This is a genomic window from Butyrivibrio sp. AE3004 (assembly GCF_000703165.1).
Taxonomy (GTDB): Bacteria; Bacillota; Clostridia; order Lachnospirales; family Lachnospiraceae; genus Butyrivibrio.
The window spans coordinates 2,405,115-2,428,151 of the sequence record NZ_JNLQ01000002.1; the positions used below are offsets into that span (position 1 = coordinate 2,405,115).

20 protein-coding genes are annotated in these 23,037 nt (G+C 41.2%); 5 read left to right on the plus strand and 15 right to left on the minus strand.

The window, feature by feature from the left end; genetic code table 11:
* Nucleotides 1–2: 2 nt before the first annotated feature.
* The 5 genes from BV60_RS0113340 to BV60_RS0113360 form a co-directional block, all read right to left on the minus strand.
* A complete protein-coding gene (locus BV60_RS0113340) occupies nucleotides 3–365 on the minus strand; it encodes a DUF6142 family protein (protein ID WP_029322524.1) in 363 nt (120 codons plus the stop codon).
* An 8-nt stretch (nucleotides 366–373) separates the two neighbouring features.
* Nucleotides 374–1,066 carry an orotate phosphoribosyltransferase gene (pyrE, locus tag BV60_RS0113345; protein ID WP_029322525.1) on the minus strand — a complete coding sequence of 231 codons (693 nt, stop codon included), beginning with the start codon at nucleotides 1,064–1,066 and terminating at the stop codon, nucleotides 374–376.
* Between the two features lie 147 nt (nucleotides 1,067–1,213).
* Entirely contained in the window at nucleotides 1,214–2,359 is a 1,146-nt protein-coding gene (locus tag BV60_RS0113350; RefSeq protein WP_029322526.1) for a hypothetical protein, read from the minus strand.
* Nucleotides 2,356–2,916, minus strand: coding sequence for a hypothetical protein (locus BV60_RS0113355; protein WP_029322527.1), 561 nt, complete (start codon nucleotides 2,914–2,916; stop codon nucleotides 2,356–2,358). Before BV60_RS0113355 ends, BV60_RS0113350 begins: the two co-directional genes overlap by 4 nt.
* A 273-nt stretch (nucleotides 2,917–3,189) precedes the next feature.
* Nucleotides 3,190–4,404, minus strand: coding sequence for a GGDEF domain-containing protein (locus BV60_RS0113360; RefSeq protein WP_029322529.1), 1,215 nt, complete (start codon nucleotides 4,402–4,404; stop codon nucleotides 3,190–3,192).
* A 300-nt stretch (nucleotides 4,405–4,704) separates the two neighbouring features.
* Here BV60_RS0113360 and BV60_RS0113365 point away from each other — a divergent pair, with 300 nt between their 5' ends.
* From BV60_RS0113365 to panD, 4 genes are read left to right on the plus strand one after another with little or no spacing between them, the layout of a single operon-like run.
* Nucleotides 4,705–5,556: a Rossmann-like and DUF2520 domain-containing protein gene (locus BV60_RS0113365; protein WP_029322531.1), complete on the plus strand. Its 852-nt coding sequence runs from the start codon at nucleotides 4,705–4,707 to the stop codon at nucleotides 5,554–5,556.
* Nucleotides 5,557–5,593: 37 nt separating this feature from the next.
* The gene (panB, locus tag BV60_RS0113370) at nucleotides 5,594–6,478 is read left to right on the plus strand and encodes a 3-methyl-2-oxobutanoate hydroxymethyltransferase (protein WP_081846690.1); all 885 of its coding nucleotides are present in this window, start codon (nucleotides 5,594–5,596) and stop codon (nucleotides 6,476–6,478) included.
* Between the two features lie 12 nt (nucleotides 6,479–6,490).
* Nucleotides 6,491–7,336, plus strand: a complete 846-nt coding sequence (gene panC, locus BV60_RS0113375) for a pantoate--beta-alanine ligase (protein WP_197029563.1) — start codon at nucleotides 6,491–6,493, stop codon at nucleotides 7,334–7,336.
* A gap of 15 nt (nucleotides 7,337–7,351) precedes the next feature.
* Nucleotides 7,352–7,741, plus strand: coding sequence for an aspartate 1-decarboxylase (gene panD, locus BV60_RS0113380; protein WP_029322536.1), 390 nt, complete (start codon nucleotides 7,352–7,354; stop codon nucleotides 7,739–7,741).
* A 338-nt stretch (nucleotides 7,742–8,079) separates the two neighbouring features.
* Here the strand turns inward: panD and BV60_RS0113390 are convergent, their stop codons facing one another.
* The 6 genes from BV60_RS0113390 to BV60_RS0113420 all read right to left on the minus strand — a co-directional run bounded on the left by BV60_RS0113390 (nucleotide 8,080) and on the right by BV60_RS0113420 (nucleotide 16,432).
* Nucleotides 8,080–8,814: a hypothetical protein gene (locus BV60_RS0113390; protein WP_029322540.1), complete on the minus strand. Its 735-nt coding sequence runs from the start codon at nucleotides 8,812–8,814 to the stop codon at nucleotides 8,080–8,082.
* Nucleotides 8,815–8,917: 103 nt separating this feature from the next.
* On the minus strand, nucleotides 8,918–9,838 hold the full coding sequence (gene pyrF / locus BV60_RS0113395; RefSeq protein WP_029322542.1) for an orotidine-5'-phosphate decarboxylase: 921 nt from the start codon (nucleotides 9,836–9,838) through the stop codon (nucleotides 8,918–8,920).
* Between the two features lie 121 nt (nucleotides 9,839–9,959).
* Nucleotides 9,960–10,736, minus strand: a complete 777-nt coding sequence (locus BV60_RS0113405; RefSeq protein WP_029322543.1) for a response regulator — start codon at nucleotides 10,734–10,736, stop codon at nucleotides 9,960–9,962.
* 33 nt (nucleotides 10,737–10,769) lie between these two features.
* Complete coding sequence (locus tag BV60_RS0113410; protein ID WP_051656727.1) at nucleotides 10,770–13,793, minus strand: ATP-binding protein; 3,024 nt, start codon at nucleotides 13,791–13,793, stop codon at nucleotides 10,770–10,772.
* 18 nt (nucleotides 13,794–13,811) lie between these two features.
* A complete protein-coding gene (locus BV60_RS22100; RefSeq protein WP_051656728.1) occupies nucleotides 13,812–16,172 on the minus strand; it encodes an EAL domain-containing protein in 2,361 nt (786 codons plus the stop codon).
* A gap of 65 nt (nucleotides 16,173–16,237) precedes the next feature.
* The gene (locus tag BV60_RS0113420; RefSeq protein WP_029322548.1) at nucleotides 16,238–16,432 is read right to left on the minus strand and encodes a hypothetical protein; all 195 of its coding nucleotides are present in this window, start codon (nucleotides 16,430–16,432) and stop codon (nucleotides 16,238–16,240) included.
* A 397-nt stretch (nucleotides 16,433–16,829) separates the two neighbouring features.
* Here BV60_RS0113420 and BV60_RS0113425 point away from each other — a divergent pair, with 397 nt between their 5' ends.
* Nucleotides 16,830–17,492: a YczE/YyaS/YitT family protein gene (locus BV60_RS0113425; protein ID WP_051656729.1), complete on the plus strand. Its 663-nt coding sequence runs from the start codon at nucleotides 16,830–16,832 to the stop codon at nucleotides 17,490–17,492.
* A 138-nt stretch (nucleotides 17,493–17,630) separates the two neighbouring features.
* Here BV60_RS0113425 and BV60_RS22105 read toward each other — a convergent pair whose 3' ends face one another.
* The 4 genes from BV60_RS22105 to BV60_RS0113445 form a co-directional block, all read right to left on the minus strand.
* On the minus strand, nucleotides 17,631–19,058 hold the full coding sequence (locus BV60_RS22105) for an AAA family ATPase (protein WP_051656730.1): 1,428 nt from the start codon (nucleotides 19,056–19,058) through the stop codon (nucleotides 17,631–17,633).
* 309 nt (nucleotides 19,059–19,367) lie between these two features.
* Nucleotides 19,368–20,849: a GH25 family lysozyme gene (locus tag BV60_RS0113435; protein ID WP_029322553.1), complete on the minus strand. Its 1,482-nt coding sequence runs from the start codon at nucleotides 20,847–20,849 to the stop codon at nucleotides 19,368–19,370.
* 352 nt (nucleotides 20,850–21,201) lie between these two features.
* Nucleotides 21,202–22,221 carry a GGGtGRT protein gene (locus tag BV60_RS0113440; protein WP_026491969.1) on the minus strand — a complete coding sequence of 340 codons (1,020 nt, stop codon included), beginning with the start codon at nucleotides 22,219–22,221 and terminating at the stop codon, nucleotides 21,202–21,204.
* 22 nt (nucleotides 22,222–22,243) lie between these two features.
* Nucleotides 22,244–22,936 (minus strand): iron-sulfur cluster assembly scaffold protein, encoded by a 693-nt coding sequence (locus BV60_RS0113445; RefSeq protein ID WP_022763478.1) that lies wholly within the window; start codon nucleotides 22,934–22,936, stop codon nucleotides 22,244–22,246.
* Nucleotides 22,937–23,037 lie beyond the last annotated feature (101 nt).

A 23,037-nucleotide genomic window follows, 5' to 3' on the forward strand; every position in this document is an offset into this window, starting at 1 on the left:
CCTCACAATAGAGAAAAATACAACAACAATCCTACCCATATGAGCGAAAGCGCATTGAGTATTATCCCCACTGTAGGAAAAAGTTTGAAAATATCCCTCTCCATCCTTGACAGTATGCCCAGGACAAGACCGCCAATAGAATAGAGCAAACAGAACATAACCGCTACACCATACCTTGCTTCAGCCTCACCACCATTTTTATAAGCCATGACAACTGCACAGATAATGGTGACCACGGAGATAACTCCAAGGGCTGTAGACATGATGCCTTTTTCAGGATGCTTCTTGTCAGTAAACACATATCGTCCGCGTGTTCTGCCCGGAAGCCTTATATTAAATTTACGTCTCTTTTTCCTCTCCTCCATAGAACTGCTTATTTAGCAGACATACTGCCTGCGCCGTACTCCTTGTAATACTCATCGATAGCTTTCTTGATGTTCTTATCGATTATTACTTCACCGTCGAAAGCCTTACCGTAAAGATGCTCAACAACCTCCTGCATGGTAACGATAGCGGATGCCTCGAAGCCGTATCTCTCACGAATCTCATCGAGTGCACTCATATCTGTCTCAAGGCCCTTCTCCTGTCTGTTAAGAGAAACCATAAGGCCTACGATATCAGCATCTGCCTGCTCTCTTATAATCGGAACTGTTTCTTCTATAGATTTACCCGAGGTTGTTACATCCTCGATGATCATGACTCTGTCACCGTCTCTGAGCTTTGTTCCCAGAAGGATACCCTTATCACCGTGATCCTTTATTTCTTTTCTGTTGGAACAATAGCGTATCTCTCTGCCATAAAGCTCGCTTATAGCAATCGTAGTAGCTACAGTAAGCGGTATTCCCTTATATGCAGGTCCGAAAAGGACATCAAACTCAAGTCCGAAGGTATCATGAATCGCTCTGGCATAATACTCACCGAGTTTCTTCAGCTGAGCACCTGTAACATATGCTCCCGCATTCATAAAGAAGGGTGATTTACGACCACTCTTAAGAGTAAACTCTCCAAACTTAAGGACATTGCTGTCCACCATAAATTCTATAAACTCTTCCTTGTATCTTTCCACCTTGGTAAATTCCTCACTTTCCGAGACTGTTTTTTGTATAATAACTATTTATAAGGTGTTTTCACCATTAATGCAACTCATAAGTATAGTAATTATAGCACTCTGCATATTGGCTTTACAATTAAACAACGATATTGTTAATATTCTTCAAAGTAATTTAAGATTTTTAAAATTCACTTCATATACTCTGCCAAGAATTTTCCTGACCTCCTCACTGTAATCCGATTTCTTCATATCTAAAAAGAACTGTAATATCACATCATATTTAGCAGAAGGAAAAAGGCCTTTAACATATTCCGCATCAATGATTTCACTCATCCCGGGAGTAACCTTAATACAGCATACTAAATACATCGCCATCTGATTTTTGGCATCTCCCCAGCCAACGTGGCCAAACCATGCGTTTTGACAATCAGGTCTTCCTGTGGGAATAAAAGCAGGCCTTACTACTTTATAGTTAAATACCAGATTTTTAGGACATCTGAAAACATAAATCATGGAGTCATTAAAGTTTTTTGTCCTTGTGACATTAAGATTATTCTCGTCATCCGCTTCATAATGTGTCGATGCAAAACAAAGTGCTGACTCATATTTATCTGTTAAATCAAGTCCCACACTGGGCAGACCGTAATGCTGCGCCATCCCCAGTGAAAAATAACTCAGACGTTCTGAACCCTCAATTGACTGTTTATCTGCAAGAAACCTGCTATATTCCGTGCTTTTAAGTCTTGTCTTTAAATAGGATTCCAGATGCGAGAACAGAGTTCGTCCCTGCCAGTTCCATAAACATCTCAAAAAATTCTCATCCAGGTTTTCTCTTGCGTGACTTGATAGAAAAGATGGCTCTAAAGCATTCTCATCACCAAACAGGTTGTATTTCTCTTCTTTGGTTCGCTCTATCGTATATAATTTTTCCTGCCCTCGAAAGAGAATATAATAATCTTGATATTCGGTCTTTAATGCCTCTATCAGTGCCTTTGCCCTGCTATTCGAGTCTACCTGAAAAATGGGAATTTTCCTGTATGGTACTCGCAAATAAGATTCTACTTTATAATTATCATCATTCATACTGAAGTAATAAGGCAATTTATCAGAAGCACCATAAACAAAAGCATCTCTATTATAAAGTGACTTGGAAAAACGTCTGCCATATTGTTCATCCAGGCACATCTCATCCTCATCCGGATTACAGGAATGAATATTATTAAAGAAACTAATTTCATCTACTATCGGATAGATATTATAAACCGAAGGATAATTATTCTTTTTGTCATCAATACTGAGTTCTATCATTTAACCAACATTCCTTTCCTCATTTTACTTTTTCCAAAAATTTTCTCATAACACCATTCTTCAACGAAGTTCTCAAGCGCAGATGCTCGTTTGAAATTAGGAAAAGTTTCAATCTGTGCATTTCGATACTTTACATCGTTTGCGATTGCCTCGATTGCAAGATTATGGATTTGTGCAATTGGTCCATATAAAACATTGCACATAAATACTGTGGATTCTATATACAGCACTCCCTCAGCATCATCTATCCTTACTACTACCCTGTTTCTTTCAGTCTTCAAGAGATCTGCTACTTTCATCATTAACTTCTCATCGATAATTGAAGAGAAAACCGGCAGATTTTTATCCTCAATCTCCAAATTAGTAATAATGTTTTTTAAAAATCCGGTATAATCAATTTCCTTTAAAACAGGAATCAGCTTCTTGTCAATAACCACCAATTTCAACATAGCGGAACCAAAATTTTCTTGCTGCGTTAGCGCTATCTCCAGATCAATCGGATTAATATAGGCGTTAATAGCAGATCTCATATCATCATATATATCCTCTATTCTCATACTCCCTCCTACTGCCGGGCCTGTAATAACAAAGCCGGCACCTATTTATATATTTGAATGTTTAACAATTTATGTTTTTTTACATAAAATCTACACAAATTATCATAATAGCATATTTTTACCAATGTTATAAGGTATATTCATATTGATATTTTTATGCATCAACATGTGCTTTAGCTGCAAGCAATAACGTCAAGAAGGCGGGACCTGCCACTTAGCGCAGGTCTCGCCTTTCTTAGTATTATCTCCTATCGTGGAAGCCTTGCGATATCATTAAATATCGGCCCTACTTTTCACTTCCCTTAGTCTCTTTACAAAAGAATTGGAAGTCTTATGTCTTTCGTTTTTATCTTTATAAAGCTCTGTATCAGCCTTGATTATGAGCTGCTCACAGGTCATATCCTGAGAAGTGCATTTTGTGATTCCCACACTGAACTCGGGAATATAATTCAACTTATTGTTGTTCTCCAGGGATTCCCGTAACCATTCCCTGAATTTTTCAGGGAGCTCCTGATCTTTTCCCGCAACCACAAACTCATCTCCGCCCCATCTGGCAGCAAAAGCATTTATTGGAGCAACAATATTTTTCAGTGACTGCGAAAATGAAACCAGTGCCTTATCTCCCTCATCATGTCCCAGTATGTCATTTATGCTCTTAAAGTAATCAAGATCCACAAGGATAACCGTAAGAGGCTTTTTTTCACTGCAGGTCTCAATTTCTTCCGTTATAAAATCAGTCATCCGTCTCCTGTTGTAGAGCTTTGTAAGCGCATCCGTATAGATCTGTGAATCCTGCTGTTCAAGTAATAACTTTAATACAACGGGTATGATACACAGTTCTATTGCAGGCAGATTTAAAAGAAATGCAATCAAAAGACCACTTATGGTAAAAAAGAGAATAAAGATAATCTGACTGTTGTACTTCTTTTTTTCTGATTTTGTTTTTGCATTTTTCCTGTTATAGATGGATATTCCGGTCGCTGCTATCAAATAAACATAGTCCATTAATAGGATAAACATAAGAGCAGGCTTAAAAACCACAGTGGTTTCAGTTAATTCATAAACAATAACGTGTAACGGAGTAAACAGAATTATCAGAACACAAAAAAGAGGTGTATGAACCAATATGTTCCAAAAATTAACCACATTTCTCTGCTTAATCCTGAATTTAAGATGCATAGATGCTCTTACATGTAAGAACCAGAAAAAGCAGGAAAACGACATAGCTGCGAATCCGGCAGAAATAATAAACATTACTATCAAACGTGGAAAAGCAGTATAAAATGCATCTCCTATTATGAGTCTGAAATCCACAGCTGTGTACACCATATAAGAAATCAGCATTCCCTTAAAAGAGCGCACTTCTCTCTTACTTCCTATGTTTTCATTTGTCTTTCCATAAATAATGTTTAATGACAAAAAGCTTACCAGAAGTATCAAAAAGATAAATGGCTTTATTTGTAATTCCAGATAATTCTGCGGTACCATATACACTTTCTCCGAAGCTGTTATCAATCTTGGCAGATTACTCCCAATACATACCAATTAAATTTTATCAGACACAAATAAATCTACGCTTTATAATCAATGAAATTATTATAAATTTGATGATTTACATTAGTCATCATCTTTGCTATAGTTTCCCATGGATGGTATTCGGAAGAAACTATACCCTTATTATTTCTAAATTTTAAAAATAACGGACCCGTGGCATGCTCGTATCATTATGAACGAGACTGTATCACCTCAATTATACTTAAGCATACGTATATAAAGGAGGTGTTGCCAATGAAGGTTGGATTTGCAGGTGCCGGAAAGGTTGGCTGCTCTTTGGGCAGGCATTTTAATGAGACCCGGCACATTCTGTCCGGCTATTACAGCCGCACTAAATCATCTGCGCAAGGTGCAGCTGAATTTACCAAATCGACTTATTTTCAAGATTTAGATACATTAGTAGAAAACAGTGATATAGTGTTCATCACTGTTCCAGACGATGCTATTTCAGGCATCTGGGAACAGATTAAACATATGCCCATTTCAGGGAAAATGATATGTCATTGCAGCGGTTCTTTATCTTCGGAAATCTTTAAGGATATAGAAGAAACCGGAGCTTACGGTTTCTCAGTCCATCCACTCCTGGCGGTATCTGACAGGTACACTTCCTACCGGGAGCTTCCAAATGCTTTATTTACAATTGAAGGAAACGAAAAATACCTTTCCAAGATCGAAGGTTTGCTTTCGTCTGTAAACCTGCGGACAGTCCGCATAAATGCTGATGTTAAGCCGAGGTATCACGGAGCAGCCGTACTTTGTTCCAATCTGGTTGTTGCCCTTGTAAAAGCAGCACAGGATGAACTTCGAATGTGCGGTTTTCCGGAAGAAAGCTTATCTTCCGCCATCGCACCTCTTCTTTTGGGAAACGCAAAAAAGGTTATCCTGGCAGGTGCAGAAGCTGCGCTTACAGGTCCTATCGAGCGAAACGATTTCGGAACTGTACAAAAACACCTTCAGACATTTTCGGGACTTGACCGCGATATCTACCGGACACTCTCTAAGAAAACTCTGGAAATCGCATGCACAAGGCATCCGGAGCAGGACTATAAAGCTTTGGAACAATTACTTGCAGATTACTCAGGATAAAAAATTACTCTTTTGTAAATGAAAAAGGATGGAAAAAATGAAAAACACAGTTACTACACTTCAGCAGATGAAAAACGAAGGAGAAAAAATCAGCATGCTCACATGCTATGACTACACAACCGCATGTCTCATGGAGGAAGCAGGGATCAACGCAATCCTTATTGGCGACTCCCTCGGAATGACAATGATGGGCTACAGCGACACGCTTCCCGTAACAGTTGATGACATAATCCATCACTGCGCAAGTGTATCAAGAGCCTTAAAAAACACTTTTCTTGTGGCAGACATGCCTTTCATGTCTTATCAGACCTCCGTTTACGACGCTGTAAAAAACGCAGGCCGCCTTATAAAGGAAGGTCATGCTCAGGCTGTAAAGCTTGAAGGCGGAGCATCCGTCTGCGAACAGATAAGAGCTATCGTAAATGCAGATATTCCGGTTGTAGCCCACATAGGTCTGACACCGCAGTCAATAAATGCCTTCGGTGGTTTCAAAGTGCAGGGAAAAAACATAGAGAGAGCACTCCAGATTCTCGAGGATGCCAAGGCTGTTGAAGAAGCAGGTGCCTTCATGGTTACTCTCGAATGTGTACCCGAAGAACTGGCAACACTTATTTCCGAAGAACTCTCTATCCCCACAATCGGTATCGGAGCAGGCTCCGGATGTGACGGACAGGTGCTTGTTTACCAGGATATGCTCGGTATGTTCTCCGGATTTAAACCCAAATTTGTAAAACACTATGCAAACATCGGTGAAGAAATGAAGAGAGCCTTTTTTGAATATGACGCTGAAGTTAAGTCCAAAGCTTTCCCGGCTGCAGAACACAATTTCAAAATTGATAAGGAAGTTATGGATGAAGTCAGGGCATCTGTTCACAAATCAGATTTAAAAATATCAGAAAAGCAGAAAAAAGTAATAGCATAAGGGAGAATGATCATGATAAAAGCAACCACAATAAATGAAGTTAAGGAAAACGTAAGAGAATGGAAAAGGCAGGGACTGACCATCGGCCTCGTTCCCACAATGGGCTATTTGCATGAGGGCCACGCAAGCCTCATAGAGCGTGCAAGAAAAGAGTGCGACAAAGTCATTGTCTCTGATTTTGTAAACCCGATCCAGTTCGGACCAAAGGAAGACCTTGCTACCTACCCCAGAGATTTTGAGGCAGATTGCAAACTATGTGAAAGTCTCGGAACAGATCTCATCTTCCACCCCGAACCGGAGGAAATGTATCTTGACGGTTTCCATTCATATGTTGGTGTTGACACTTTATCCGCAGAGCTTTGCGGCAAAAGCCGTCCCATTCATTTTAACGGTGTCTGCACCGTAGTCAGCAAGCTTTTCAATATCTCTGAAGCCGACAAGGCTTATTTCGGACAAAAAGATGCTCAACAACTTGCCATAGTAAAACGCATGGTACGAGACCTTAATTACAATATTGATATTGTCGGCTGTCCCATCATCCGTGAAGATGACGGTCTTGCAAAGAGCTCCCGTAACATCTATTTAAACAGCGATGAGAGAAAGAAGGCGCTCATCCTCCACAAAGCTCTCACTAAGGGTGAGGAACTTGTCCGCGAAGGCGAAAAGGACGTCAAAAAGGTTATAAAGACCATCAGAGACATCATTGAATCAGAGCCTATCGCACGTGTTGACTATGTTGAAATCGTCGACTGGAATGAGCTTCAGAAAATAGACAAAATTGAAGGCCCCATCCTTGCAGCTGTTGCGGTATATATCGGAGAAAAGGTCAGACTTATAGATAATTTCGTGGTTGAATAAGAGGTACAAAAAATTATGAACTTAACAATGCTAAAAGGTAAAATTCACAGAGCAACCGTAGTACAGGCGGCACTGGATTACGTAGGAAGCATCACTATCGATGAGGATCTTCTTGATGCGGCAGGCATCAGGGAATATGAAATGGTTCAGATTGTGGATGTTGAAAACGGAAACCGTTTTGAGACCTACACCATCGCAGGTAAGCGTGGAAGTGGCATGATATGTTTAAACGGCGCTGCTGCCAGATGCGTACAGGTCGGTGACCATGTGATCATCATGTGCTACTGCAGCCTCTCCGAGGAGGAGGCAGATACTCACAAGCCTAAGGTTGTATTCGTTGACGAAAACAACAAGGCCGTGCGCATTACCAACTATGAAAAGCACGGACGACTTGAAGACATGTAAGTTGTCAGTGCGTCAGCCTTTCCTTACGCCTGGCCCCAAGATATCCATTCGGAAATGCTTGTTTTCATCTGCGGTGTGATTTCTAAGACTCATAAATGAATAGCGCTCTCCTCTCAACGTTGTTCGTAACAGTCGAGTGTTATTCATTTCTTCATCTTGAAAATCATCATCCTCGTCCGAGAACTGCACATTTCCAAGCGGACACCTTGGGGCTGGACTATCTATGAAAAGGTATCCAAAATGTATGAAAGAGCATGAAGAAGGGGCTTCGCTCAGATGATAGATCATCTGAAGCGTCGCCCCTTTTCACATCACTTTTTTATTTAGGAGTAGGTTATTTACTTTATTGTGTCAAAGATGACATACTCACCGTTCTCCATGTAAGAAAACAGATTATAGAAATCATCTTCTGTCATGTCGGTAGCTACGTCTTTGCCGTCCTCAACCTTATATACAGTTGCATTTCCCTCTGTATCGTAGTTTACATAGATTTCTTCATCAGTCTTAAGTCCGTCATCATCTATCACATAGGATCTAAGGAAATGATGACCTGCTGTATAGAGCTTACCATCGTCTATCATCAGAGGATTTGCTGTTCCGCCTGAGGTTACATAGCCGAGATATTCAATCTTATCTTCGTTATATCTGTAGATATAACCTTCGATAGTTCCGACCTCTCCGTTATCACCGCACTCATATGTGTAGTCTGTAACGATAAGGACATCTGTACCGCTTATTGTAGTATTGGCATAGCCCTGATCCTTCTGCAGCTTGTTAACTATATCTGTAAAAGTAGCGCAGTCCGAAATATCCATCGGTGTGTGCTCAGGCTCTGCTACCACATCTGTAATTCCACTGGTTTCGGTAGCTTCGTCGGTGGTCGTAGCATCATCGGTTGTTGCTGTAGCTTCATCAGTAATTGTTTCTGTTGCATCCTGGACCTCTTCGGCAGCATCCTCTACAGCTTCGGTAACCTGTTCAACTGCTTCTGTTGTCTCTGCAGTACTTGCATTACCACAACCTGCGAGAACTATCATTGTCCCAACAAGTAACATAGATATTTTATTCTTCATACTCTTATCTCCTCATTAGTAGACTGTATTTCTTATCTATGTCATCATTATAATTTCTGTTGTCCAACAAATGTCCAACATAATTTAGTGCAACTTTTTTTATTTATGCGAGTGCGCTTTTTATATCCTCTTTCATATCGAGAACTGCTGCCCTTGCTGCTTCTCCAAGGAGTTCCTTTGAAGGATCGCCGTATTTCTCATTTTTCCATGCAGCTATGATTCCTCTTGAAGAATTAACGATTGCGCCAAGTCCGTCCTTATCGAAGAAATGAACGAGGTCTGCGCCCTTACCGCCCTGAGCGCCGTAGCCCGGAACAAGGATGAATGCGTGGGGCATAACATCGCGGAGAACCTTACCCATTTCAGGATATGTTGCTCCAACTACCGCACCTACATTACTGTAGGAACCATCCATTGATTCCATACCCCATTTCTCAACAAGGTCACCTACTGTTTCATAGAGCGGCTTTCCATCTGCAATCTTATCCTGAAGCTCACCGCTGCTGGGGTTCGAAGTTTTTACAAGTACGAAGATACCTTTGTCGAATTCATTACATACATTTATGAAAGGCTTAACTCCGTCTGAGCCAAGATAAGGATTAACCGTTGCAAAATCCGCATCGAAGCCCTTTACAAGTGTATCACCAACCTTAGATGCACCAAGATGTGCAAGTGCGTATGACTCAGAGGTTGAACCTATATCGCCTCTTTTTACATCGGCTATAACAAGGAGACCTTTTTCATGACAGTAATCAATAGTCTTTTTATAAGCCACAAGCCCAGGAAGTCCGAACTGCTCATACATTGCAACCTGAGGCTTTACAGCGGGAACAAGGTCACAGATGTGATCAACGATTTCTTTGTTGAACTCAAAAAAACTCTCCGCAACCGCTTCAGCACTCTGACCATGCTCAGCAAAAGCTTTGTCCAGAATTCTCTTCGGGATGAAATCAGTCTTAGGATCAAGACCTACAACTATAGGTGCTTCTGTCTTTTTAATACCGGCAATCAACTTATTAATCATGGGATTCTCCTTGTAAAATAAACTATTCTGTTGTATCTCATGGTAGTATACATGATTTTCACGTTTATGGTAACCCCATCTGCGCTCTTTGGATTTGGCTGATATTTGTTCTTAAATATCTTCATCTTATAGGTCCAAAGAAAAACTCGTCGATGCTCCCAAGAAGCTTTGCCTTTGGCATTGTCTTTAGAAGATATTTCGCAGGTTTTAGCGAAGCTACCGACACTACACTCTCCTTGTCACTCTTGGAGGTCAGAAACATAACGGGAAGATTCTTTAGCTTTTCATCCTTTCTGATTTCAAGCAGAACCTCCGGTCCACCCATCTGCGGCATCATATAATCCAGAAGGACCAGGTCAACCGCATTACTCTGAAGAAAATTCAGAGCTATCTTGCCGCTACTTGCCATATATACCCTGTATTTTACGGAAAGCCAGGTCTTTATCATACGCAGCATTGTCCCGTCATCATCCACTACAAGAATTTTCTTTTTCTGATCCTCTCCCATGGCATTACTCTGTACTACCATGTCCAGCTGATCCGCCAGTTCTTTAACATCAAGAGGCCTAAGGAATCTTTCTGTAACCTTTATTTTGGACAGGAATTTTGATGCGAACTCCAGCTCATCAGTATTTCCCACTTCATATAAAAAGAAACGCTGTTTGTCTATAGTCTCATCAAGATATTTAAGTGGCTCTATTCCGCTCTTTTCAGGATCCGTAATATCAATGTCTCCCAGATACAACACATAAAGTTCAGGCTTATTCTCCACAGCTTCTATAGATTCCTTTGAAAAATCACACTGCACAACTTCGTATCCATCACCTGAAAGTCCTTTTGCTATAGCATTTACCATGAAGCTTCTTTGTGATCCGATAAGCAAAACTCTTTTATCCATAATGCATCTTCCCTTCCTGTTGAAGTTCCTGCCTTAAATCTGTTCCAATATTCTAAGGAGACCGTCTCTGTCTACTGCCGATAGCATCCTTTTTATTTCCTTATAGGTTGCCTTAAAATCATCCGGCATACGATAGTCATCCATCATAGAAACAACGTCGTCAGCACTGTCAAAATATGAGCCTTCCACAAATTCCCTAAGACTCGTAAGTGCTCCCTTAAGCTCCTCAGGTTCTATCAGGGGCTTGTTCATATCCTCTTCTTTTTCTAAGTCCCCGCCTTCCGTAAGCGGCTCTAAATAGTCTATATACTCTTTGTACATTGTAAGAAGTTCGGGAGTTCTTCTCTCTATCTCATGAATATCTTTCTTGTTTCCACATTGCTCAAGGTAGGCTGCAAGGTTCGCCAGTTCCGTAGCACCTATAACTCTTGCGGAGCTCTTTAAACCGTGCACATAGGTCGTATAGTTCTCGAAATCCTTGAAATTCCAGGCATCCTCTATTGACTTTGCATTGGACTCTATGGCATATGCAAAATTAGTTGCAACTTCCCTGAGTGCGGAAGGGCCACCACAGTTCTTTACACCTGTCTCATAATCGATACCGTTTATGTGTGTCATAATACCTATTGCTTCAAGATTCTCTGCTCCTATTTCCTCCGGTGTTGACTCCAGGACAAAATCATCATCCTCCGGTCTTATTATAAGCTCAGTCGGAAGCTCTTTTAATATCGTATCCTCAAGCCTCCCTGAATCCACGGGTTTTGGAAGATACCCCGAAAAGCCTTCCTTAAAGTACATCTCCCTTGCACCGCTTATTACATTTGCGGTAAGCGCATATACAGGAGTGTCTTTATTTATGTTTTCATCAAGATCCTTCATTGCACGGAAGGTTTCAATGCCGTCCATGGTCGGCATTCTGTGATCCATGAAAATAATGTTGTACTTATTTTCACAGACCTTTTCCAGAGCCTCAAAGCCACTCTCAGCCGTATCAACCTTTATCTGAGTCTGCTTCAAAAGTCCCTGGATTACCGTAAGGTTTGCAAGCGTATCGTCAACCACAAGGATTCTGGCCTCCGGTGCGTGGAAGCTCTCATGATAGGTATCCTGTCCCATCAGTGTCTCCTCATAGGTCGCCGCAAAATCTCCGATAGGATTCCAGTTCAGAACCTTCTGCTTTATTGAAAATGAAAACTCGCTGCCCTTTCCGTACTCACTGCTGACAAGAAGTCTTGAATCCATAAGCGAAAGGAGCTGCTTAACGATATTCATTCCAAGGCCGGTGCCTTCGATCGTGCGGTTTCTGCTCTCCTCAATTCGCTCAAAGGGAGCAAAGAGCTTATCCATATCCTCTTTGCGTATTCCTATTCCGGTATCCTTAATATTGAATCTGAGTGAAATATTATCATCATCTATCACCTTGTGATCAATAGTAATAGTAACACTTCCCTCGTTGGTATATTTGATAGCATTGGTGATGACGTTCATAGCACATTGTTTTATACGTATCTCATCGCCCATAAGTATACATGGAATATCAGTGGAAATATTGGTCTTAAGCTCAAGCCCTTTTCCCTTCATTCTCATGTGCGCGGTGTTTATCAGATCGTTAACAAGTGAACTAAGGTCGTACTCAACGGGTATTATCTCCGTTTTTCCCGCTTCAATCCTTGAAAAATCAAGGATATCATTAACCAGTCCAAGAAGAAGCTTTCCTGAGCTGTTAACGTTCGAAGCATACTTTAATATTTCCGGGTCCTTGCTCTCTCTGAGAATCATCTCGTTGAAACCAAGCATGGCATTTATCGGTGTCCTTATTTCATGTGACATGCTGGACAAAAAATTGTTCTTGGCTTCGTTTGCCATCTGCTGTGACCTTAGCTCATCAGCAAGACTCCTTTGCGCCTGTATCATTTTTATATAGCTGACCATGGTCTCCGCTGTTTTTACGGAGTTGGTGTACATATACTCAATCTCATCATCCGTGTAGATATTGAGGTTTCTGAGCTTTTCAAGATTTTCATCAAGACCGCTGGCACCAAGGTCATAGAATGCCTGCACAGCATCAGCAAGCCGCATTATAGGTCTGGTAATCCTGTACTGGGCAAACTGGTTTGCAAGTACGCTTAATGGGATTACCACTATCAATATCAGAAGTATCAGCTTGGTATCAAAAATCAGAGTCTCATTATTAAGCCCAAGACTTATATATCCGGATTTTCTCACAGCCTCAATAGCACTGACCTTCTGTTCAAGATCGATTATGTTAGTCATTTTCGACCAGTCAATCTCAGTGGTAATTTTATCAACTTCTTCATTTATCTCAATCGCAGCAGCCTGCTTCATACTCGGTATCAGAGTATTTGCGTAAACTGCGGCAACAAATCCGAGAGCACATGCCTGAACTCCGATTATCATGGATATAGTCCGGCTTAGCTTTGACTTCCTAAGATCCGCCATTTTCATGGTAAGCTCGTCAACATCGGTTCTGTAATAGACGCCGCTGAAAAACAAAGCCTTTATCTTATTCGGCGATTTGGCAAATACCAGATACAAAACTGCCACGGAAAGAAACGCCTCCGGGAGCTCATTAATAAAATAGAAAAAGGATCTGGTCGGAATAAATTCCATAAAGCCTCTGCCCGCCAGTATTCCAAGTAAGCCTCCCCACACACTTCCGTAAAAGAACATGTAAAAAAGCATAACAAGAACTGCCTTCTTAATTTTTCCAAACATTCCGCTCATGGAAAAATAATGAGTAATGGCAGCACCCAAAATATAAATGCCGGCCACAAACGCGAGCTCTTTATTAACCGATGCTTTAACAGCAAACAAAAGAAAGCATGACAAAATTGAAGGTATTACGCCCTCAAACGCAGACAATATAATAAGCGGTGAAAACTTTAAAAAATACACAACCGCAAACTGAAAGGCACTTAAGCTCTCACTATTGTCTATATGCAAATTGTTATGAATAGTCAGTGTCGTTGTAACTGCGAATAATATGATCAGAACTATGTATCGCAGATAAAAGTTATAGTCGTGTTTTCGGTACATGGCAGTTTCCTCATCAAATCACTGCTCTTCAAACTGTAGTCCAAGTCCTTTTCCTGCCTGCTTTGCCCTGCTCATCGCCTGGTCAGCTTTTCTGAAAAGATCATGGTAGCCTCTTCCCTGATCGGGATGTATCACATAACCTGCAGATATGGTAAAAGTAATCTTTTCTGAGTGATAGCTTACTTCGTAGGTGCTTTCGCACAATACATCTATCCTTTTCTTCAGATTATCAGGCTCCACATTTTCCACGAAAACAAGAAATTCATCCTGATCAAGGTGGCAGACAATTCCATCTCTTCCAAAGATATCATCAAGCCTTGCGGATATTCTCCTTAAAACCTCATCTCCCGCAAAATTGCCGTATTTGTCATTAATAACTCTGAAATCATCTATATCAGCCATGATCATTGCGGATTTTCCGTTCTGATGCCTGTATAATCTGTTTCTTATTAGCGGTACTGCAGTATGTCTATTGTAAAGGCCTGTCAGAGAGTCTCTCTCCGCCATCTGTCTTACAAGATCCTTGGAACGCTTATATTCATCTATATCAAAAGAGAGGAAGTAAGCTATAAGCTCACCGTTATCCTCCATTATCTGATATATGGTATGTGTCCATCTCGGTGCCATCTTGACATCCACAATCCTGTGAAACTCAAGATCATCAGAAGTTATCCCGCTGTGATAAGCAAGTATCAGTCTTTCTTTTCCAAAAAAGTCAGCTACGTTTTCCTGCTCATCCTTGATAACCGTATTCTCAACAATCTCATCTATCATCTTCTGGTAAGATTCTTCCTGATGATAGGACTTATCCAGAATTTTTCTCTTACTGCTAAGGTGAAGCCGCATAAGCTTATCCTTTGTCAGATTTGCCACTATGAAAAATGAATGCTTCTGAAACTGTGAGTAAGAATTGTATTCCAGCAAGGATACAAACCCCCTTGCTGCAAGAGTCAGATATACAGGCGATTCAGCCATAAAAAGCTCATCATCTATGCTTCCGATTCTTTCCTCTTCGCCCTCTTCTTCCTCTTCCTTCTTAAGTTCGATTATTTTTCTGTTATGGTCGTATGCCTCTTCATCCTTTTCTAAAAGATTTCTATCATCCTTACGTTCTGTGACTTCATCAAGATAATCGATGCACTCTTCCTTTGTCATGGGTCTTCCGAAAAAATACCCCTGGGCTTTTTCGCAGCCGACCCTCTTAAGGAAATCCCATGCCTCAAGGGTTTCAACGCCCTCTGCAAGTGTCTGGATGCCGATTTCCTCCGCCATGTTTATTACGTTCTCCCAAATAGCTGTCTCCTTAGGATTGGAGCCAAAGTTCTGCAAAAACTTCATATCGAATTTTAAGACATCAAATTCGTAGTCCTTTAGAAGATTTAACGAGGAATAACCGCTTCCAAAGTCATCCATCCAAACCTGATAACCACCGCGTCTGAATTTATCGATAGTTCCCTTTAGAGTATCCTGACTGTCACCAAGAGCACTCTCCGTAACCTCTATGTGAATAAGGCTCTTTGGAATGTTGCATTTGCCTACAGCATCATTTACCACACGATACATATCCTTTTGATGAAAATCTGTACGTGAGATATTTATTGAAACAGGGTGGGGCTTTAATCCCTGATCCATATATTCTCTTATATCGCGGCACACCTGTCTGACTATATAGGCATCCAGCTTATATATTTTATGGGCATCTTCAAGAATCGGAATGAAAGCTCCGGGCATAAGAAAGCCGTGTTCCGGGTCAATCCACCGGGCAAGAGCCTCAAAACCGCATACTCGTCCCGTTATAACCCTGACTACAGGCTGATAATAGACATGAATATATCCGTTTGCAACAGCTTCATCTATATGATGGATTATGTAATGATCAAGGTCTAACTGCGTTCCCAGTTCTCTGTCATAATATCTGAAAATACTGTCGTAATTCTTCTTTATGCTATTGCATGCAATCCTCGCCTTATCACAAGCGCTGCTGATATCATAATCATCCGGTTCGATCTGATAAATGCCCGCATGCAATTCTACCCCGGAATCCGGATTATAGCTCATAATCCTTCGTCCGAGGTCATCTATTCTGGATTCAATACTGTCAAAATAAGCAAGCGCAACAAAATGATCATCCGAAAACCTGGCAACCATAAGCTCCGGAAAGATTTTGTTTATATGTTTTGCCATATTCTGTAAAAAGCGATCCCCTGCTTCAAAACCATAGCGGGCGTTGTAATTCTTGAAATTCTGCACATCAAAATAAATGATGACAAACTCACGATCCCTGTTGCTGCGGTTTTCCATCAGTTTTTGTGCTTCTTTTCTGAACGAATACAGATTTGGCAGACCTGTTAACTGATCAATCTCCTCATTTCTAAGCATATATCCCTCGCAGAAACAAAAGTTATGACTTCCTGAACACAAAAAATGAAAATGGGTTCAAGAATTTATACTTCTCTTACAGCATAATATTGGTTGTTCTTATTGATGATAACAGGCGCTGTACTAAAAACTTCATCCCCTATATAACACCTGTCCTTTTCCTCATCCAGAGTAAAAGTCCTCTCGTCAGGATCATTTTTCATAACATTTGAAAGTGCCTGGCTTAAAGTCTCATCCGGACCGCACAAATAAATTTTCATTTTTTCTCCTCTTTAAATATCATTTTCTATCCGGTACATCCCGGCCGGATAAGGATATACTGACTGTCCTTTTGGATTGCCTAAATATCCTGCTTTCGGATATACTGACTGCCTTCTTTACTTGTCAATAATATCCTGCTCCCCACAAATTTTGTAGTGTTAAAGACTCATTGTATGACACGCTCTTAAGTCAAAATATTGCGTTATCATACAGTAACCCTACCGTACACCTACACGAATATAATACAACGAAAAGAATATCAAATGAGCGTTTTTATGTTTTTTTAAGACTATCTAAAGTATTCCTTTACAAACTTAATAAAATCAATCAAAATAGGATGGATTGCGATTCTTCGTAGTCGATAGTCATTGTTTATATATGAGGAGATTTGTTTTTATGAGCATTACAGAAAAGATCAAACAGTATTTTCAAAAGCCCGGTTTTGCCAAAAAGTTTTGGATAATGGCACTTGGAGTATTTTTTATGGGCTTTTTTCTTTCATTTCTGATTTCGGTCAATCTCGGAACTGACCCATGCACCTTCATGAATGTAACCGTTTCCGACCGCCTTGGCATCATGTTCGGAAACTGGCAGCTTTTTATTAATTTTATACTGTTTATTTTTGTCATTCTTTTTGACCGCCATCAGATAGGTCCCGGCACTATCGCTAACATGGTCTTCATCGGATACATCGCAGATTTTTGCCGATGGATATGGAAAAGGACCATCCCTGATTATTTCTTCAGAGAATGGCCCTATAGAGGTATTGTCTTTATTATATGTCTTCTTTGCTTTGTCGTTGCCGCATCTCTCTACATGAATGCCGACATGGGCGTATCACCCTACGATGCCATTCCGAACATTTTAAGTCAGAGAGTATTTAAGAAGGTTCCCTTTAAATTCGTAAGAATCTGTTTTGATGCAACAGCTTTACTCATAGGCCTTTTCCTTGGAGGAATGCTGGAACCCTGCACCGTCCTCATGGTCTTCCTCCTCGGCCCCACAATTACCTTCGTCGGAAATTTCCTGAACCAGAAGGTATTCAAGTTTGAAAGCTAACAAGATCAGGCGTCCATCGACAACTGATGAGGATGCAGTGGATTAAGTTTTATCAAGCATATGATCGAGTTAATATATAAAAGCAGCGGACTCGTCTCTTTACAGACGCATATCCGCTGCTTTTTTCTTTTAAACTACTTATTCATTTTCGGATGATGTATTATCGTCCTCGGTTTCTGTTACTTCTTCCGATGAGGTGCTATCGTCCATAGTTTCAGCTGCTTCTTCCGATGAGGTGCTATCGTCCTTGGTTTCTGTTACCTCTTCTGATGATACACTATCTTCCTTTTTTTCGGATAATTCAGTTTTATCCTCTGTTTTATCTTCTGTTTTTTTCTCTTCTAATGTGTTATCTACCAAATCTTCACATGTGATCATCCTGATGGTTTCAGCCGTTGGATTTTCAAGCTTAGCGATTCTTCTTGCCTGATTAGTTACAATCTCCTCAAAGAGATTTCTTACCTCTCTGGCATTTGCGAAGTTCTCAAGTCTTGTAAGCTTTCTCTGGCTTATCATCTCCCTCACATGCTTCTTGGCGTCTTCCTCAAGCTCGTATTCATACTTCTCAAGATTCCTGTTAAATATCTCCACAAGCTCGTCCACAGAATAATCCGGGAACTCAATATACTTGTTGAAACGGGACTTAAGACCGGGATTAGAGTTTATGAATTTCTCCATAGGTGCTGTGTAGCCTGCAACAATAACAACCAGGTCATCTCTGTGATCCTCCATAGCTTTGAGGATTGTGTCTATCGCTTCCTGCCCGAAAGCATCATTTTCCTGAGAAAGTGCATATGCCTCATCAATGAAAAGCACTCCGCCAAGAGCCTGGTTGATTTTTTCCTGTGTCTTTAATGCTGTCTGTCCTACATAACCGGCGACAAGTCCTGAGCGGTCTACTTCAACCAGCTGTCCCTTTGAAAGGACACCTATCTGCTTGTAGATTCTTGAAATAATTCTCGCAACTGTTGTTTTACCTGTTCCGGGATTACCTGTAAATACGAGGTGAAGTGAAACAGGAACGGACTTCATTCCTTCATCCTTACGCATCTTCTGAACCTTAGCAAAGTCGGTAAGCTCTTTTACATCATGCTTAATAGAGGAAAGTCCGGTAAGGTTATTTAAATCCTCCATAGGATCAGTCTCAGGCTCAGGTTCCTTTGGTGCCTCCTGCTGAACCGTCTCTGATGTAGCTGTTGCTGTCGGACGAGGTGGTACAGGCTTATCTGCATTATTAAAAAGTGCACGGGCTTCGTTTAATGCCTCATCCGCGCTTGTAAGAGAGGGCTTAGATCTGTCCGTTACACCTTTGATATCAGAGCCTGTTTTTGATCCTCTGATATCAGGGATTATATTTGCCCCTTTTATATCAGAGAGTACCTTCTCCGCCTTTTGTTTTACCCCAATGATATCCTTGCCTTTTCTTACTCTTTCGAAATCTTCACTCACACGGTTTTTGATCTTCTCTTCCTGTTTCGGATCATCAAAAACCGGAGGTTTTCCGTCTCCGCCCGATCCCGGACCAAAGAAATCGTTGTACATGTTTCCTAATAAATTGTCTGACATAATATAGCTCCTCATCTATAAAGTATTTTTTCTGACTTATGTCGGTGTATTGCTCTATATGACTTTTGAACGCAAAAATAAACTATGTTCAATAATCTATGACTTTTCGAACGATAACAAGGAAAAATCGTTCAGAAATCTGCCTTTGGCAGACAAGCCTTTCGTTTTGCGAAAGCATGGTTCATTACGGATACCGTATTTCTTATGAAATTCGTCATTTTCTCTCACATGAAAACTGCCTCAAGCGGCAGAGCCACCTGGGGCAGTTTTTACATCTTTTGACTTTGGATAGTCGATACCAAAGTAATATTAGTTGTACCAGTTAGATACATCACATCTGTTTGCAACTCCGTAGCCTGTTGCACTTGATGTATACTGCCATGCAAATTTACTTCCCGAATATCCGCAATATCCTCTGTAATCAGCAGCCCATACGGAATATGGAAGCTGACTCATATCTATATTGTTGTAGAGCCAGTATGTTGATGCATAAACACCTGCAGGAATTCCTCTTGCCTGTAACTGTGAACATGCTCCCCTTACAGCAGCTGTTCTTGCAGCCTTGGACATATTGTCGGATCTTCCTTTTCCGGTTCCGCTGCTCTCTGTATCTATAAATACAGGCATTGAAATATTCATTCCGCCAAGCAGATTCGCTATATAGTTACCTTCCTCAACACCCTCTGCCTCAGTCAGTGCAGTTGTATAAAAATATACTGAAAAAGGAATTCCGTGCTGCTGGCAGTTGAATACATTACTTCTGAACTTAATGTCTTCATTCAATGTTCCGCCTGAATATCCGCGGTATCCGCAGCGAATAATCACGCCGTCACAGCTTTTCTTAAGCTGCTCCCAGTTACTAACTGTGTTATGACTTGAGATATCTACCAGTTTACCTGTTCTGTAGGTAAGCTTACTATAGCCTGTTCCGTTGCCTTCTTCGCTATTTGCATTTGGATCCTTAGCTGTGACTGTGCACTTAGCAATCTTATTATTTGATCCTGCCTTACAGTATATCTCACATTCTCCGTAGTCCTTTACAGTTACAAGCCCCTTATAATCTACGGTAGCAACGCTGTTATCTGTTGATCCCCAGTAAACCGGAATATTATCATACTTGTCAGGTGTTACCTCTGCTGTCAGCTGGAAAGACTTACCTTTGCCTTTCTTCTTATAGGTCTTTGAATAAGTATTTAATTTTATATCTTTGACCTTTACTGACTTAGCGACGGTAAGATGCATAATGTATACTGTACCGTCCTTTTTATCAGTAATCGTTATGTCACACTTACCATTCTTTATAGTCTGCACAACGCCCTTGCTTGTGACCTTTGCAATCTTTTTATTAGATGACTTAAATCTGAACTGGGATTTGTTCTTATTTGTCTTAATAAGTGTACCGTATCTCGTAGCACTTATCATAAACTTCATACCGGCCATAACTCTGACATTCTCATCCTGTGCCTCAACCACCGGAAGTGTTGAAGGATCGATGGTTGCTGAGTCAGTACCGTTTGTTGTCTTACCATCTCCTGTAGTCTGACTGTTGTTGGTATTGTCTACTATCGTAGCAGTATCGTTGGTAGCAAGTGTGTTAACACTCAAATCTGAATTGAGTGCTGTTTTGGAAGAATCCTTCTTCGTTGTAGTTTCGACACGCTCAATCTCAATATCCTTTGTATACGTCCCTGTATATTTAATCTTTGCAGCGTTAACGTTCACGGCCGGAACGGACGTGATAATCAGAGCCGCAGCCATAACACCGGCAACTATTTGATTTTTTAATTTCATGGAAAAATACCCCCGAATAAAACAAAAAAACTTTTTTATCAGTGTAAGTATAACACAGCGGGATGGGGGTTACTAGTCTTTACTTATTACTCGCAGTGAAGCCATCCATTCATAAATGCGCAGTTCTCGGACGAGGATGTTGGTTTTCAAAACGAAGTAAACAGCAAATGCCGATTTCTCTGAGCGACGTCGAAATGAGGCATTTGCTGTTTATTGAGTTTTAGAAAACCACACCGCAGACAAAAACAAGTATTTCAGAATGGATATCTTCGCGGTTCGGCGTATAGATAAAGAAAGGCTGCCGCACTAGTGCGACAACCTCTCATATTTGTAATATTAAATTCTAAAAGGATTAGAACTTGCCAGCCTTAGCTGCTTCCTCGATGGAAACGGCTGTAGAAACAGTCATACCAACCATCGGGTTGTTACCAGCGCCGATAAGACCCATCATCTCAACGTGAGCGGGAACTGAAGAAGAACCTGCAAACTGAGCGTCTGAGTGCATACGACCCATAGTATCTGTCATACCGTAGGAAGCAGGACCTGCTGCCATGTTATCAGGGTGAAGTGTACGGCCTGTACCACCACCTGAAGCAACTGAGAAGTACTTCTTACCAGCCTCAGTACGCTCCTTCTTGTAAGTACCTGCAACGGGATGCTGGAATCTTGTAGGATTGGTTGAGTTACCTGTGATAGATACGTCAACGTTCTCCTTCCACATGATAGCAACACCTTCCTGTACATCGTTAGCGCCGTAGCAGTTAACCTTTGCACGAGGTGAATTTGCATCCTTTGAGTAGCACTTTCTGAATACTTCCTCTACCTCACCTGTGAAGTAGTTGTACTTTGTCTCAACATAAGTAAATCCGTTGATACGGGAAATAATCTGTGCAGCGTCTTTTCCAAGACCGTTAAGGATAACACGAAGAGGCTTTGTACGAACCTTGTTAGCCTTCTCAGCGATACCGATAGCACCCTCAGCAGCAGCGAATGACTCGTGACCAGCGAGGAATGCGAAGCACTCTGTATCCTCTTCAAGAAGCATCTTACCAAGGTTACCATGTCCAAGACCAACCTTACGACGGTCTGCAACAGAACCGGGGATGCAGAAAGCCTGAAGACCGATACCGATTGCAGCTGCAGCGTCAGCAGCCTTACGGCAGTTCTTCTTTATAGCGATAGCAGCACCTACTGTGTAAGCCCACTTAGCGTTCTCAAAGCAGATAGGCTGAATGCCTTCGATGAGGCTGTAAACATCAATGCCTGCTGCCATTGTAATTTCTTTACATTCTTCTATAGAAGAAATCCCATACTCCTTAAGGCAAGCCAGGATCTGGGGCTCTCTTCTTTCATATGATTCAAATAAAGCCATTATTTTTTCCTCCTTACCTTTATCACTGTTTTCTGGGATCGATGAATCTAGCTGCATCTGCAACACGTCCATACTGACCCTTAGCCTTTTCGATAGCTGTATTAGCATCATCGCCGGCCTTGATGAAGTCCATCATCTTGCCAAAGTTAACATACTTGTAACCGATGATCTCGTCGTTCTCATCAAGAGCGAGGTCTGTGATATAACCATCTGTAAGCTCAAGATAACGAGGTCCCTTATCAAGTGTTCCGTAGGTTGTACCAACCATTGAACGTGATCCCTTACCAAGATCCTCAAGACCTGCACCGATCTGAAGACCATCCTCTGAGAATGCGGACTGTGTTCTGCCGTACACAATCTGAAGGAAGAGTTCTCTCATAGCTGTGTTGATAGCATCGCACACAAGGTCAGTATTGAGTGCCTCAAGAACTGTAAGTCCGGGAAGGATCTCAGCTGCCATAGCTGCAGAATGAGTCATACCTGAACATCCGATAGTCTCTACAAGTGCCTCCTGGATAACACCTTCCTTAACATTAAGGGAAAGCTTGCAGCCACCCTGCTGAGGAGCACACCAGCCGATACCATGTGTATAACCGGAAATGTCCTTGATCTCTTTGGACTGAACCCACTTTGCCTCTTCAGGAATGGGAGCAGCACCATGATGTACCCCTTGTGTTACGGGACACATATTTTTTACCTCTGTTGAGTAAATCATAAGTACCTCCTTAGAATCTAAGATATAGTGATTTTATAGTGATGATTATTAAAATCTATCTGCGAAGGAAGGAAAACGCTCCATGTAGAATTTGCCAAAAA